Source organism: Rhodococcus sp. IEGM 1409 (genome assembly GCF_030056735.1).
Taxonomy (GTDB): domain Bacteria; phylum Actinomycetota; class Actinomycetes; order Mycobacteriales; family Mycobacteriaceae; genus Rhodococcus_F.
This window is the reverse complement of the sequence record NZ_JASHKN010000007.1, coordinates 48127-62953: the sequence shown is the minus strand read 5'-3', so window position 1 is coordinate 62953 and position 14827 is coordinate 48127. Positions and strand designations below refer to the sequence as shown.

The window sequence follows — 14827 nt, the reverse complement described above, 5'->3', positions numbered from 1 at the left end:
AACGGACCAATCGACCTTACCCTCGGGAAATGGCCGAGCGACGGATCGTCAGGACTTTGGGCAAGCTCACCCCGATTGCGATGGCTGCTGCCATCGCAATCACGGCACCCGGCCTCGCCGCGGCCGACGCTCCACGCGGCCCGGACGTCTCTTCGTGGCAGCACGTGGACGGAACCGGAATCGACTGGTTCCAGGTCAAGGCGTCAGGGCACGAGTTCGCGATGGTCAAGGCCACCGAGTCGCTCAACTACGTCAATCCGTACTTCATCCAGGATTGCCTGGTCATGCGTGCTGCCGGCGTCTCGCGCGGGGCGTACCACTACGCAGACGTTCGCCAGTCCCCCGAAGCCCAGGCCGCCTTCTACTCGGCGATCGTCTTGGGTATCAACGGACCTGGTGACCTCCCACCCGTTCTGGATCTCGAGGACGCAAAGGGACTGCCCGCCGGACAGGTCATCGACTGGACTCATCGCTACCTCAATACTGTCCAGGCACTCACCGGGCGGCAGCCCATCATTTACACGTACCCCAACTTCTGGCGCACTCAGATGGCCAACACCACTGAGTTCAACCACTACCCGCTGTGGATCGCCGATTACAACGGGCAGAACGCCCCGGGGCCGCTGCCCGGTGGTTGGTCCAATTGGACCTTCTGGCAGTACACCAGCACCGGACGTATCCCCGGTATCACCGGGAATACCGACATCAACGTCTACAGCGGAGCCCAGGGCGATTTCGATCGCTATGCCAACAGCGTGGGGTTCGGGAGCAGCTGACCTCTACGAGCCGAGCCGAGATCCGTCCTTCTTCCAGGCTGCAACTACCGACGGGCGAGGCTGGGAGGAACCACCGTCGGGCCAATGGGATGCGGGGCTTTCGATGCTGGCGTCGTCGGTCTCGCCGGGGTGCTGGACGCAGACGATGACGCGCTTCTCGTCCACAATCGGTCCGCAGGTTTCGGCGCCGACGGGGACGGTGAGGAACTGCTTTGTCTCACCACGATTTTCGCCTTCGAGGACAACACTGAACAGTCCGTCGTTGGACTTGAGTGCGTTGCCGTCGGTGGAGATCCACAGGTTTCCGTGCGGGTCGAAGGCAAGGTTGTCCGGGCACGAGATCGGACTGACCTTGCTCTTGTCGAAACCACCGAAGTAGGTGTCGGCTGTAGCCGGATCTCCACAGACGAGAAGGAGATTCCAGCCGAAGGTGGTGCCGGCGTGATCGTCCGAAATTTCGAGGACCTGGCCGTTCTTGTTGTTGTTGCGCGGGTTCGCCTCGTCGGCCGCCGCGCCGCCGTCGACTCCGCGCTTGGTGTTGTTGGTCAGTGCGACGTAAACCTTGCCGCTCTTCGGGTTTGCCTCGAAGTCCTCGGGGCGGTCCATCTTCGTTGCCCCGACCTTGTCGCCGGCCTGGCGGGTGAAGACGGCTACCTCTTCGGCGCTCATGCCGTCGACCAGCGATTCGCCCTTGCCGTCTTCGCCGGTGCGCAGGATGGCTACCCATTCGCCGGTTCCGTCGAACTTGCCGTCCGATGGGAGCTTGCCGCTGCCGTCGATCTCGCCGGCAGAGTTGCCGCTGAGCTTTGCGACGTACAGGATTCCGGCGTCGAGCAGAGTCATGTTGTGACGCATGGCTGCTTGACTCTTGCCGTCCTGCATCTTTCGGCTGGAGACGAACTTGTACATGTAGTCGAAGCGCTCGTCGTCGCCGCTGTAGGCGACGACGGTGCCGTCCGACGTGATGTAAATGGTGGCGGCTTCGTGCTTGAAACGTCCGAGCGCTGTGTGCTTGATCGGAGTCGATGACGGATCCCAGGGATCAATCTCGACGACGTATCCGAATCGGTTGACCTCGTTGGGTTCTGCGACCAGGTCGAACCGCTTGTCGAAGCGTTCCCACTTGCGCTCGGAAGCGGCGCCGGCAAGACCGTAGCGCTTCAGCCGCGCTGCGACCGTGGGATCGGTGACACCCTCGGCGTTTGCGAAGTACTGGTTGAAGTTCTCTTCGCCGGAAAGCACTGTGCCCCAGGGTGTGACGCCGCCGGCGCAGTTGTTGAGGGTGCCGAGCACTTTGGTTCCGGTGGGATCGGCGCTCGTCTTGAGGAAGTCGCTACCTGCAGCGGGGCCGGTCACGACAAACTCCGTGGTTCCGGTGATGCGGCGGTTGTTCGATCCGATCTCCGGCACCAGCTTGCCGTTGTCGGATTCTCCCTTGACCTGGACGACCGACAGTCCGTGGCTGGCCAGGCCGATCTTGAACTGTTCCTCGGTCGGGTTCTCCGCATCGTAGCCGCGGAACATCGCGGGCTCGGTGGAGTATTCGTGATTGACCACGAGTAGGTAGGTGTTGGGCTGCCCGTCGACCGGGAGTAATCCGGCGAAGTCGTTGTTGAATCCGAACTGCAGTTCCTGCGCTGCCGCAGTCTGCTTGTCGAAGTCGAAAGCCGGGGCACCGGCGAGAACGGCGTCACCCCAACGAATCACGACGGCCTGATCGTATCCGTCAGGGACGGTGACCTTGTCTTCTTTGTTGGGAGCGACAGCGCTGTAGTTCGTTCCCGCCGGTGTCGATCCGCTGCTGCTGCCACTCGTCGAACCGGTTCCCGGTTCGGCGCTTGCAGATTCGTCCGAACACGCGACGAGGGCGCTGCCGGCTCCCACCGCGAGGACTGCCATGCCGCTGCCCCGAAGCATGCCGCGACGAGACAGTGCCGTGCGTGCGATGTCGCGGAAGTACTCGCCGCCCGAGGTGTTGGGGACCTCGTGAGAGCACGCATTTCCGCACTTGTACTGGCAGGTGATCGACGCGCGTGCAGACACGCCGTCGTGTTTGACGAACAAGGCCAAAGGCTTGATAGCCACCGTGAACTCCCGAGTTTCGATGTACGGACTTCGGGAACCGTAGAAGCTCGAAGCAAGGGTAAAGGAACGTAAAAATGAACGGCAAAACAACGAGGTGACCCTTACCTGCAGGTTAGGAGGCGTCCCCGCGGGGACGTCGCATGACATTTGTCATCGCTGATCCGTGACGGTGTCACCGCAGCTGATGACGCTGTGCACTGTTTTCGGCTCCGACTTCTCGCGAAGCTTGGAGGCATGAGAGAACCACATGAGGGAAGCCTCCTGACGGACCTGATGGACATCGGACCCGCACCCACGATGGGCCGCGAACTTGTTGTGATCGTCGTGAATATCGCGATCATCGGAGTGCTGTTCGCGATCATCGGCTCCAATCCCGTGTTCTGGATACTTGTTGCCGCTCTCGCTGTCTATGCGGGTATCCGATTCGTGATCGGACTGCGCGGCTGGAACCGAGAGGAGGCGCAGCGATGAAAGGCGATCCCGTGATCGACGTTGTCGGAATGTCGCGCCGCTACGGCTCGGGCAAGGATGCGTTCGATGCTGTCCGCAATCTTGATCTGAGTGTCCGGGAAGGCGAGCTGTTCGGCCTCCTCGGAACAAACGGTGCCGGCAAGACATCCACTCTCGAGGTGATTCAGGGACTTTCACGTGCCAGTGCCGGCACGGTGCGCGTTCTGGGGATGGATCCGGTGCGCAACCGCAAGCAGATTCGCCCGTCCCTGGGCATCATGCTCCAGAAGGGCGGTCTTCCCCAAGACCTGACTGCGCGCGAGAGTTTGGCGATGTGGGCAGGAACCTGCTCGAATCCACTTCCCGTTGACGAGGTGCTCGAGCGCGTGGACATGCGCGACCGAGGCGATACCCATGTGAAGTTCCTCTCGGGGGGTGAAGCGCGCCGACTGGACCTGGCGTGCGCGATCATCGGCCGTCCCCTCGTCCTCTTTCTCGACGAACCGACTACCGGCCTGGACCCCGAAAGTCGTCGTAACACTTGGCAATTGATCGCTGATTTGAAAGCGTCGGGCGTCACCATCATGTTGACGACGCACTACCTGGACGAAGCCGAGTCCTTGTGTGACCAGTTGGCGATCATGCACCGTGGATCGGTGGTGCGCAGCGGAACCGTGGCGGATGTCGTCGCGGATCATCCCGCCCAGATCAAACTGCACCGCCCAGGTCTTCCGCTCCCAGCTTTGGCCGGCGCCGAGGTACGCGTCGAAAATGATCTGGTGCTGATCACCACTCGCACCGTCCAGGAGACGCTGACGGAACTGCTGTTGTGGGCGCAGCACAATGATGTCTCGCTGACCGGCTTGGATGCTCGCGCGGCATCCCTGGAGACCGTATTCCTCTCCATTGCAGACCACTTCGATCATCACGCAACTCTCGAAGGAGCGTCGGCATGAACCGCATCGCAACCCTGTCTCGTTCGGAGTTCACGCTCCTGGGACGAAATCGACTGCTGCTCTTCAACGCGATAGTTCTCCCGTTGATCTTTCCCGTGGGAATGCTGTACCTGTCGCGAGACGGCGGACTGTCGGACAAGTCGGTGTCGGCAGGGCTCGAGGTGTTTGCACTCTTCCTTCTCGTGTTCGTGGTCTTCTACAACCTGCTGTCGGTCTACGCGACACGGCGTGACGAGTTGGTTCTCAAGCGACTACGGACCGGGGAATGCAGCGACGCCGAGATCCTGGCCGGTCCGGCGGTGCCCTCGTGGGTTCTCACCGGGCTGCTGACGGTGGTCATCGGCATCGCCGTGATGGTTCTCGGTGGCCACGCACCGGTCAATCCGGTGCTGGTGCTGGCTGCGGTGATCGGCGGCGCCGCGCTCTTCACCGCGCTGGCGTTGATCACCTCGGCTGTCACTCGGAACGCAGAGGCAGCGCAGATAACCTGCATGCCGATTCTGATTCTGGCGACGGCAGGTATGTCTTCGATCAGGAATGTCGTGCCGGACAACGTTGCTCGTGTTCTCGAGTTCACTCCGCTGGCCGCGGTGGTCGACCTCCTCAATCTCGGATGGCTGGGGCGGACCACTGCCGAACTGGGTGATCTGGGCGATGCACCTGGTGCGGCGGCTGGATTTGTCGACACCTTCGGTTCGGCCGCGCAACCGCTGTTGGTCATGCTGGCATGGATCGTCGGTTCGGTTCTGATCGCGAACGTCCACTTCCGCTGGGAACCGCGTTCGTAGAACTCTGAGAAGGTAGTGAGCATGATCGCGCAGAACTTCGGACGCTGGAATCCGAGACGGACGTGGCGAACCGCGTCGAACCTCGACAAGGTTCGCCTCTACACGCGGCAGTCGTTCATCATGTTCGCCTTCGTCTTCGGTGGCTTCGGTACGTTCACCGAGATCGTGACGGATCGGTATCTGTCGGGGGCGTTCCTCGGAATCAGTGCGATTGCGTGCGCCATAGCCGTGTCCCGGATGCCTGATCTGGGCGGGATCGTGGCCAAGCCCGTCCAGATTCCTCTTGCCGTGATGACGTTGTCGGCGTTCTGCTCGGCAGGAATTGCATTGGGAAGCAATGCCGAGAACGGCCCGTACTTCTGGCTGGCGGCAATCCTAGTTGTGCCCCTTGCGGGGCTGACGTCGCTGCGCTGGCTGATCTTGGGTTCGGTGGCCGCCGGGGTTGTATTGGGACTGCTTGCAGGTCCGGCAAGCGGCGTGTCCGTCGGAATCGTTGCTGCCTTCATGGGGCTGACGGTTTACATGTCGGTGTGGCTGTTGCGGATGGTCACCGAATTGGACGAGGCACGCGGAGCTGCCGCCGCTCTGTCCGTCGCCGAGGAGCGGTTGCGATTTTCGCGCGATCTCCACGATGTCGTCGGGCGGGCACTGTCTGCAATTGCGGTGAAAAGTGAACTTGCAGCCACACTTTCACGGCGCGGCGACGATCGTGCCGCCGCGCAGATGGACGAAGTACGCGAACTTGCGCAAGATTCGCTCGACGAAGCACGCGAGCTGGTTCGTGGATACCGGTCCATCGCCTTGGCGTCCGAGCTGGCCGGCGCGCAGTCTCTGCTCGAGGCTGCCGGAATCTCCACCGCGATACGTGGATCGGCAGATCAGCTGCCGGTGGAACTGGCCGAGGCCGCCGCGTGGGTCGTCCGTGAAGGCGTGACCAACATTCTCCGGCATTCCAGTGCTCAGAATTGCGGCATCGAGGTGTTCGCGGACGGCGTCGTAATTGTCAACGACGGCGCACGTATCGCACCGCCTAGCGACGGAACCGGCTTGAACGGATTGCGCGAGCGCGTCAGCGCCGTCGGAGGAACTGTCGAAACTGTGCAGGACGAAGATCGCTTCACCCTCACCGCCCACTTTCCGTCCCGAACGAAGGAGTCTCGGTGACCGAGCCGATCAAGGTACTGCTGGCCGACGACGAGAACTTGATCCGCTCGGCTCTGGCCATGATGTTGTCGCTCGAGGACGACATCGTTGTCGTGGCGGAAGCCGAATCCGGCGAGGATGCCGTGATCGCTGCTGTAAAACATCAGCCTGACGTAGCCGTGCTCGACCTTCAGATGGCGGGTATCGACGGCATCGAGACAGCGCAACAGATTGCGCAGACGGTCTCGGGGTGCGTCTCGATCATCGTGACGAGCCACGGGCGTCCCGGGTACCTGAAGAAGGCACTGTCAGCAGGCGTCCGCGGATTTCTGCCGAAGACGACGCCCGCGGCGACGCTCGCCGAGGTGGTCCGCAGCGTCCATGCCGGCGGGCGGTACGTCGATCCGTCGTTGGCGGCCGAGGCAATCGGCGCCGGCGACTCACCGCTTACTCCGCGTGAAGCGGACGTACTCGAGTACGCGGCGGACGGAGCATCCATCGATCAGATCGCGTCCCGCGCGCATCTCTCTGCAGGAACCACGCGGAATTATCTGTCGTCAGCTGTCACCAAACTCGGTGCTGCGAATCGGCACGAGGCCGCGGTGATCGCCCGCCGGCAAGGGTGGATTTAGGGCCCGAAGCCCCGCGATCTCGAGAATAGCCCCGAGATGTCGAGAATCCCCGACTTGCTTCGTCCCTGTAGTGACGTGCGACCAGAATGGGTGGCACCGACACAGAGGAGATTCACGATGGCCAAGTACTTGCTGCTCAAGCACTACCGCGGCGCTCCGGCTGCAGTCAACGACGTGCCGATGGACCAGTGGACACCGGACGAGATCACGGACCACGTGAAGTACATGCAGGACTTCGCGGATCGGCTCGAGAAGGCGGGCGAGTTCGTCGACGGTCAGGCTCTCGCTCCGGAGGGCACCTTCGTCCGGTACGACGGTGAGGGGCGCCCCCCGGTCACCGACGGCCCATTCGCGGAGACCAAGGACCTCATTGCCGGCTGGATGGTGATCGACGTCGACAGTTACGACCGTGCCGTCGAATTGGCCGGGGAGCTTTCGGCCGCGCCCGGCGCAGGCGGGAAGCCGATTCACGAATGGCTCGAACTGCGCCCGTTCCTGACCGAGCCGCCGACCATCACGGACTGACGACTCTCATGGACGACGCGCTGCTTCGAAGTCTGACTCCGAGCGTGCTCGGCATCCTCGTCCGCCGCGGAGCAGATTTCGCGTTGGCCGAGGACGCCGTGCAGGACGCTCTGCTCGAGGCGGTCAGGGCCTGGCCGGACAACCCGCCGCGGGACCCCAAGGGCTGGCTGGTCACAGTGGCCTGGCGGCGGTTCCTCGACGGGATCCGGTCGGATGCGGCCCGTCGCAAGCGGGAGTTTCTGGTTGACGAGCAGCCAGGCGAGCGGCCGGTCAGCGGGTCAGTGCCGGGCGTGGACGACACACTCCAGCTCTACTTTCTGTGCGCTCACCCGTCGTTGACGCCGTCGTCCGCCGTCGCACTCACGCTGCGCGCTGTCGGCGGGCTGACCACTCGCCAGATTGCGCAGGCCTACCTGGTGCCCGAAGCGACGATGGCTCAGCGCATCAGCCGAGCCAAGCGCACGGTCTCCGGCGTGCGGTTCGAGCAACCCGGCGATGTCGCCACCGTTCTACGTGTCCTCTATCTGGTCTTCAACGAGGGCTACTCCGGTGACGTCGACCTCGCCGCCGAGGCCATCAGGCTCACCCGGCAGCTCGCCGCCGCGATCGATCACCCCGAGGTCGCAGGGTTGCTCGCGCTCGTGCTCCTTCACCACGCTCGCCGCGCCGCGCGCACTGCCGCAGACAGCAGCCTGGTTCCGCTTGCCGAGCAGGACCGCGGACGGTGGGACACCGAGTCGATTGCCGAAGGAGTCGTGATCCTCCAGGCAGCTCTCGCTCGCGACCGGCTCGGCGAGTTCCAGGCCCAGGCCGCGATTGCCGCACTTCATGCCGACGCTCTCACAGCAGACGAGACCGACTGGGTGCAGATAGTGGAGTGGTACGACGAACTCGCAGCCCTGACCGACAGCCCGATCGTCCGGCTCAATCGGGCGGTGGCCGTCGGCGAGGCGGACGGACCACGCGCCGGCTTGGCAGCTCTTGCAGCGCTGGACGATTCACTTCCACGCTATGTTGCCGTCGAGGCCTATCTCCGTGAACGCGACGGAGACCTGGAGACGGCGGCGAGGTTGTATGCCGATGCAGCGCACAAGGCATCCAACCTCGCCGAACGTGACCATCTGATGCTTCAGGCGTCCAGGATCAACGCCCGTCGATCTCGCGCAAGCACGCCCGAGTCAGAGAACCTGTGACAGGAACGCCTGCAGTCGATCGGTTTCGGGATCGTCGAAAAGCTGCTCAGGAGTTCCGGTTTCGACGACGGCGCCACGATCCATGAAGAGCACCTTGTCGGACACCGAGCGAGCGAAGCCCATTTCGTGCGTCACGACGACCATGGTCATGCCGGACTTCGCGAGATCGGCCATCAATGCCAGAACGCCCTTGACCAGTTCGGGGTCCAGAGCCGACGTCGCCTCGTCGAAGAACATGACCTCGGGCTTCATCGCCAAGGCGCGGGCAATGGCGACGCGCTGCTGCTGACCACCCGAAAGGTTGCCGGGCCGCGAGTCGGCCTTCTCCTTGAGCCCCACGAGATCCAGCTGCTCGAGCGCGAGAGCCCGAGCTTGTTCTTTGGACAATCCCTTGAGCTTGTTCGGCCCGAGCGCGATGTTCTCGGCGACGGTCTTGTGCGGGAACAGGTTGAAGTGCTGAAACACCATGCCGATTCGCTGCCGAAGCTCGTCGGGGTTGTCCTTCAAGACGGACTTCCCGTCGAGCAGCACGTCACCCTGCTCAGGCTCGTGCAGGCGGTTCAGCACCCGCAGGAGCGTCGACTTGCCCGAACCGGAGGGTCCGATGACGGTGACGGTGTTTCCGGCGTCGACGTGCAGGTTGACGCCGCGAAGCACCTTGTTGGTACCGAAGGACAGATGCAGGTCCTTGCCGGTGAGCGATACGGACTTCAGTTCAGAGCTGGTGGTCATGTCCTCAGCCCCTTTCCACGACGATGGCCTGCTCGAGCGGATCCAACGTGCCTGAAGTGTCGGCGCGTCCGGTCCGGAGTCGGTTGTCGATGTAGTTGACGAGGTGCGTCAGCGGGATGGTCAGAGCAAGGTAGAACAAGCCTGCCGCGACGAGCGGGGACAGGCTGCCGGTCTGGGCGTTGAGATCGCGTCCGACGGCAAAGAGCTCCCGCTGAGTGACGAGGAGGCCTAGGAAGTAGATCAGCGACGAGTCCTTGATCAGCGAGATGAACTGGTTCATCAACGCCGGCAGAACGCGTCGTACACCCTGCGGGATGACGACCAGCGACATGGACTTTCGGTAACTGAAGCCGAGAGCGCGGGAGGCTTCCAGCTGCCCGGATTCGACGCTTTGGATACCGGATCTGAAGATCTCACCGATGTACGCCGACGCGAGCAGCGACAGCGCCGCGACACCGAGCCAGTACGGATTGCTGCCGGTGATTCCCTTGACGATCGGTCCGACGCCGAGCCCGATGATCAAGATGATGACGACGGCGGGCAGGCCACGGAAGATGTCGGTGTAGACGCGGGCAGGCCAGCGCAGCCAACGGGTTCGCGAGATACCGGCGACAGCGAGCAGCATGCCGAGGATCGTGCCGATGATGCCCGACGCGAGCGCGAGGATCAGCGTGTTGGGCAGACCGGTCTTGAGGAGATCGGGGAATGCCTTCTTGTACAGATCCCAGTCGAAGAACGTGTCTTTGAGTTGTTCGAGCGTCGACTTCGGTTGGTACGACGCGGTATCTCCACCGTCGCCGTTTGCTGCGTTTTCTGCTGCGAGGGCTGCGAAGTCGGGCAGTTCCGGAGTGGCCGCGGCCTTGGATCCGGGCTTCCAGCCTTCGGGGAGTTGGCGCGGCACCCAGTCGGCGTACAGCTGAGCCCAGGTTCCGTCGTCGATGACCGCGTCGAGGCCCGAATTGAGGGCGTCGATCAGCGGCTGGTTCTCCTTGTTCACCGCCCAGCCGACGAAGTTGTTGACCGAGAAGGTGTTCTGGATGATCGAGGTCGGATCACCGGGAGCGATTGCGCCTTCGGCCTGCTGAGACGGAGCTACCCAGGCGTCGATCTGTCCGGACTTGAGGTTCGCGTACGCCGTGGCGTAGTCGGGGAACTTCACGGGATCGAGCTTGAGCGTGTTCACGACGTAGTCGTCCTGAACGGTTCCCTGCACGACGCCGATGCGCTTGGACGCGTCCAGGTCTCCGAAGCCGGTGATCGCGCTGCCGTTGGGGACGACGAGGGAGAAGTATCCGAAGTCGTAACCGTTGGTGAAGCCGACGGTGTTGCGACGGTCGTCGGTGGTGGTGATCGACGACGAGCCGACGTCGAAGCGTCGACCGGCGACCTGGGCGAGAAGACCAGCGAACTCGGTGCCGACGAACTCGACCTTCAGACCCAGCTTGTCCGCGACGGCCTTGAGCAGTTCGTTGTCGTATCCGGTGTACTGGTTCTCGGAGTTGACGCAGATGCTCGGGGGCGCGTCGCCGAGCGTGCCGACCGTGATGACCCCGGGTTTGATCAGGTTCAGCTTGGAGGTGTCGATCTGATCGACCGGGGTGGCGGTGGCCGTGGTGTAGCGGTCTTCGGCGCCCGCACCCGCTGCCGCATCAAGGTTGGTGGGCGCCGCGGTTGCGGCTCCCACTCCTGGAGGTGCACACAGGTCTGTGGGGGCTGCCGACGAATCCGAGCCACTCGAGCACGATGACAGAGTCAGCGCCAGGAGGGCAGTGAGGAGCAGTGCCACCACCAGGCGGATCTTCGCTGCGACGGAAGAAAACATGCGTGCAGCGTAAACCTAAGGGTAGCCATTTCTCCGTGTAGAACTGTTGACAGTTTTCCGACAAGCGGCCGTTGTGCTGCGGGCATGCATTCAAATCAGCGTGATTTTAAGTATCGCCAGGTCGGAGAATCTCGTGCCGAAGAGATCGGCGTCAGCGGATGGGTGCGAGTTCGACGCCCGACGGAGGTACCAGGCGACGCAGCGTCCCGTCGAAGCTGGTGACGTAGATCGCCCAACCGTCGCCGTCCCGGCCGATACGCACGGAACTCGGCCCGGTCCATCCACCCGAGAGGCCCGAAGCGACGACGCACGAAGCGCCGGTATCAGGGTCGACGCGATAGATCGAGCCTTCGACGTGAGCAGCGGCGTAGAGCATTCCATCCTGCGACATGGTCAAATCGTCGAGGCCGGGTATCAGGCTCGGGACCGTCGCTACAACTGTCCACGCGTCAGGGATATCCAAGGGGACCCGGATGATCTGACCGGTGAACAGATCGTCTGTGTACACGGCTCGATGATCCGGACTGAGCGCGAGCCCCTCCGAACGCGGCACTGTCGACCAATTGGGTACGACGGTTCCGGAGTCGTGGTCATAGCGCGACACGCCCTTCGACTGGCCGCCTTCTGTTCCGACCCACGTGGACAGTAGATCGCCGTCGGGTAGGCGGAGCAGGCCGTTGCCTGCGAAGTCGACGGGTGCGGACAGCTGATCCGTCGTGGTGTCCAGGTGCCACAGCTTGCCGTCCTGTCTGGTGAGGAAGGACAGCCTCGAGCCGTCGAGTTGCAAACCGCCAGGGGCAGCCATGCCGTCGAGGACAGTTCGCACCTGCCCTGCGGCGTCGACGTGATAGATCTTCGACTCGCCGGAGAGGTAGAACCCGCCGTTGTCATCGGGCTCGAGGTTTTCGAGCTGCTCCAACCCTTGCGCTACGGTTTCGACCCGCCACTCGCCGCACATCGGCGCGGCTGTCCAGGTGGCCTCCGCCGGCGTAGCTGCGGCCACGGTCCCGGCTGCGATCGCCGCGACGATCAACAACGCCCGAGTTCGGTTGCGTGATACTCCCATTGCGCACAACTTACGGCAAACCGGACCAATATCAAACGGTCTGGTCGGTATAGCCGACGCCCAGGGGGTCGCTCCAGCTGGTCCATACGTCTGGCCCGAGTTCGATCTCGGCTGTGGTGAGTAGACACGTGTCGAGTTCTCGGTGCAGTCGAGACGGGTCGATGGATTGGCCGATGAAGACGAGTTCTTGTCGGCAGTCACCGACAGGTTCTTCCCACTTGTCGAGGATTCCGTCGCGACGGTAGTCGTCGGCCGGCCACTCGTCACGGGGTAGAAACTTCCACCAACGGCCGACGTATCCGTGGCGAATGAGATGACCGGCCTGAGAAATACTCCCGATCTCGGTGAACCGACAGGCATTCCAGTAGTAGCCCTTGGCCCGAAGTAACTTTCCGTTGGTCCACTCGCTGCTCAGGAAATCATGCAGGCGTTGGGGGTGGAAGGGCGCGCTCGCGGTACACCACCGAACCGATTCCGTACTCCTCGGTTTCGGGGGTGTGTTCACCTTGAAGTTCCTGTAGCCATCCGGGGGCCTGAGCAGCTTTCTCGAGCGAGAACAAGCCGGTATCGAGAATCGTGTCGAGTGGGATACGGCCGAGAGTTATCGGAACTATCGCAGCAGTTGCGTTCAAAGATCGTAGGACCGCGGTCAATTCGACCAGGTGCTGTTGCGAGACGAGATCGGCCTTGCTCACCAGGATGACGTCGGCAAATTCGATCTGATCGACAAGCAGATCCGCGATGTCTCGTTCATCCTCCGGGGCATCGGCTTCGACGCGACCCCCAGCCGTGTAATCGCGCAGAAAACTGCTGCCGTCGACGACTGTGACCATGGTGTCGAGTCGGGCGACGTCGGCCAGGGCATGGCCGTCGGTATCGATGAAGGTGAACGTCTCCGCGACGGGCAGCGGTTCGGAGATGCCCGAAGATTCGATGAGAAGGTAGTCGAATCGGCCATCGGCGGCCAAGGCACTGATCTCGGAAAGAAGATCCTCTCGCAGAGTGCAGCAGATGCAACCGTTGGTCATCTCGACCAGTTTCTCCTCGGAGCGACTGAGCGAGATCTCACGCTCGACTTCTGCACTGTCGATGTTGATTTCGCTCATGTCGTTGACGATCACCGCAACCCGACGACCCTCCCGATTGCGCAGGATCTCGTTGAGTAGCGTCGTCTTCCCGGCGCCCAGGAAACCTGACAGCACCGTGACCGGAAGTCGTGTGTCGACCATGATTTCCAGTGTCCTTCCGAATGAGTGAATCGTTGAGATCAGGCGGCGGTCACGCGAACCGCTGCGATCACGTGACCGCCGCCTGGAATGCTGGAAGATCAGGCCGCAGGCTCGAGGTAGCCCTCGAAGAGGTCGACAACGACGCTTCCGCCGTCGGTGTCGCTACCGAACAATTCCTCCGCAGCGAAGGTCACGTGGTAGGTGGGCTCTTCGCCGGCGTCGTTGCGGCCGTGACCGATTGCGTCGGGGAGCGGCCACTTCTCGGTGGTCCGGTGAGCGATGGTCCCCACCCGACCTCGGCAGTAAGCAGGCATTCGAATATGCCCGGGAACGTATTCGTCTCGCACACGAACTCGCTGACCGACCTCGAAGGTGGTTGTGTCGGCGCGAGCCGGTCGCCCTTCGGATTCGCTGGGCCGCGAGAGTGGGAACGGTCCTCCTGCAAGGCTTTCAAGCTCTTCCTGCGTCAGGATTCCCTTTTCGACCATCAGAGCCGCGACGCCGATGACGTACCGCTCGTAGTACGGGGTCATCATGTAGTGGCGGGGCTCCATCCGCTCGACGACGTATCGAACTTCGTCGACGCTGAAGGCCCCGAGTTCGGCGACACCGGCGAACATCAGGCTGTACGGCAGGTGTTCCCACTCGGCGTGGAAGGTGGGGCCGATGTCGGCGTTGACGGTATGCGGGACTTTGCCGAAGCCTTGAACTCCGGCAAGATCGTGTACTCCATCCATGGTGTGCTTCTTTCTTGTCGGGGTGGTCAGACGGTGGGGACCTGCGGGACTGCGACGCCGATCAGGCAGTCCTTGGTGACGATTTCCTGCAGTTGTTCCTGGCTCCAGCCTTCGGTGCCTGCGGGACGTTGCGGTAGGACCATGTACCGAGTTTCGGCGGTGGTGTCGTAGACGCGGATCTCGACGTCCGACGCGATCTCGGTTCCCATCTCGGAGAGAACCTTCCGTGGCTCGCGGACCACGCGTGCACGGTATTCGAAACTCTTGTACCAGGTCGGCGGCAGACCGAGGATGGGCCACGCGGTGCATGAACACAGCGAGCACACGATCAGGTTCTTGAGCGTCGGAGTGTCTTCGACTGCCACGATGTATTCGCCCTGGGGACCCAGGTAACCGTACTGGGCAACCGCGGCGGTACCGTCGGTGAGAAGCAGCTGCCGGAACCCGGGGTCGGTCCATGCGCGCGCCACCAATTCCGCTCCGCGCCTTGGACTGAAGTCCTCCTCGAAGGTCTTCTTCCATCCCTCGACGTAACCGTCGGGTACCAATCCCTTGCCGTCGAGTGCGCGGAACAGCGCCCACGCGCGATCGGAGACCGGCGCCTGGGCCGGTGCCGCGTTCTCCGTTTTGTGGTCGATCGTTACTGACATCTGGTTCACCTTTTCTTATGTGGGCTGATCATGTGTGAATCGG

General features: G+C 62.7%; 14 protein-coding genes and 1 pseudogene. 8 read left to right on the top strand and 7 right to left on the bottom strand.

The window, feature by feature from the left end; translation table 11 throughout:
* Positions 1–29 precede the first annotated feature (29 nt).
* Complete coding sequence (locus QM716_RS18800) at positions 30–776, top strand: glycoside hydrolase family 25 protein (RefSeq protein WP_084325600.1); 747 nt, start codon at positions 30–32, stop codon at positions 774–776.
* A 3-nt stretch (positions 777–779) separates the two neighbouring features.
* Here QM716_RS18800 and QM716_RS18795 read toward each other — a convergent pair whose 3' ends face one another.
* Entirely contained in the window at positions 780–2861 is a 2082-nt protein-coding gene (locus QM716_RS18795; RefSeq protein WP_283305559.1) for a PhoX family protein, read from the bottom strand.
* 234 nt (positions 2862–3095) lie between these two features.
* Here QM716_RS18795 and QM716_RS18790 point away from each other — a divergent pair, with 234 nt between their 5' ends.
* The 7 genes from QM716_RS18790 (at position 3096) to QM716_RS18760 (ending at position 8548) form a co-directional block, all read left to right on the top strand.
* On the top strand, positions 3096–3332 hold the full coding sequence (locus QM716_RS18790) for a hypothetical protein (protein ID WP_283305558.1): 237 nt from the start codon (positions 3096–3098) through the stop codon (positions 3330–3332).
* Positions 3329–4267, top strand: a complete 939-nt coding sequence (locus QM716_RS18785; protein WP_283305557.1) for an ABC transporter ATP-binding protein — start codon at positions 3329–3331, stop codon at positions 4265–4267. Before QM716_RS18790 ends, QM716_RS18785 begins: the two co-directional genes overlap by 4 nt.
* A complete protein-coding gene (locus QM716_RS18780) occupies positions 4264–5055 on the top strand; it encodes an ABC transporter permease (protein WP_283305556.1) in 792 nt (263 codons plus the stop codon). The genes QM716_RS18785 and QM716_RS18780 overlap by 4 nt, the downstream gene beginning before the upstream one ends.
* Before the next feature lie 21 nt (positions 5056–5076).
* A complete protein-coding gene (locus QM716_RS18775) occupies positions 5077–6219 on the top strand; it encodes a sensor histidine kinase (protein WP_283305555.1) in 1143 nt (380 codons plus the stop codon).
* Positions 6216–6830, top strand: a complete 615-nt coding sequence (locus tag QM716_RS18770) for a response regulator transcription factor (RefSeq protein ID WP_283305554.1) — start codon at positions 6216–6218, stop codon at positions 6828–6830. Before QM716_RS18775 ends, QM716_RS18770 begins: the two co-directional genes overlap by 4 nt.
* 117 nt (positions 6831–6947) lie before the next feature.
* On the top strand, positions 6948–7355 hold the full coding sequence (locus QM716_RS18765) for a YciI family protein (protein WP_283305553.1): 408 nt from the start codon (positions 6948–6950) through the stop codon (positions 7353–7355).
* Between the two features lie 8 nt (positions 7356–7363).
* Positions 7364–8548, top strand: a complete 1185-nt coding sequence (locus tag QM716_RS18760) for an RNA polymerase sigma factor (RefSeq protein ID WP_283305818.1) — start codon at positions 7364–7366, stop codon at positions 8546–8548.
* On the opposite strand, the gene QM716_RS18755 is transcribed toward QM716_RS18760, so the two are convergent.
* The 6 genes and pseudogenes from QM716_RS18755 to nthA form a co-directional block, all read right to left on the bottom strand.
* Entirely contained in the window at positions 8534–9280 is a 747-nt protein-coding gene (locus QM716_RS18755) for an amino acid ABC transporter ATP-binding protein (RefSeq protein ID WP_020909781.1), read from the bottom strand. The two genes, QM716_RS18760 and QM716_RS18755, sit on opposite strands and share 15 nt — an antisense overlap.
* A gap of 4 nt (positions 9281–9284) precedes the next feature.
* A complete protein-coding gene (locus QM716_RS18750) occupies positions 9285–11102 on the bottom strand; it encodes an ABC transporter substrate-binding protein/permease (protein ID WP_283305551.1) in 1818 nt (605 codons plus the stop codon).
* Between the two features lie 151 nt (positions 11103–11253).
* Positions 11254–12168, bottom strand: coding sequence for an SMP-30/gluconolactonase/LRE family protein (locus tag QM716_RS18745; protein WP_283305550.1), 915 nt, complete (start codon positions 12166–12168; stop codon positions 11254–11256).
* 31 nt (positions 12169–12199) lie between these two features.
* Positions 12200–13397, bottom strand: a pseudogene (gene zigA, locus QM716_RS18740) (zinc metallochaperone GTPase ZigA).
* 98 nt (positions 13398–13495) lie between these two features.
* Positions 13496–14134: a nitrile hydratase subunit beta gene (gene nthB / locus QM716_RS18735; protein ID WP_283305549.1), complete on the bottom strand. Its 639-nt coding sequence runs from the start codon at positions 14132–14134 to the stop codon at positions 13496–13498.
* 26 nt (positions 14135–14160) lie between these two features.
* Positions 14161–14784, bottom strand: coding sequence for a nitrile hydratase subunit alpha (nthA, locus tag QM716_RS18730; protein WP_283305548.1), 624 nt, complete (start codon positions 14782–14784; stop codon positions 14161–14163).
* Positions 14785–14827: the final 43 nt, after the last annotated feature.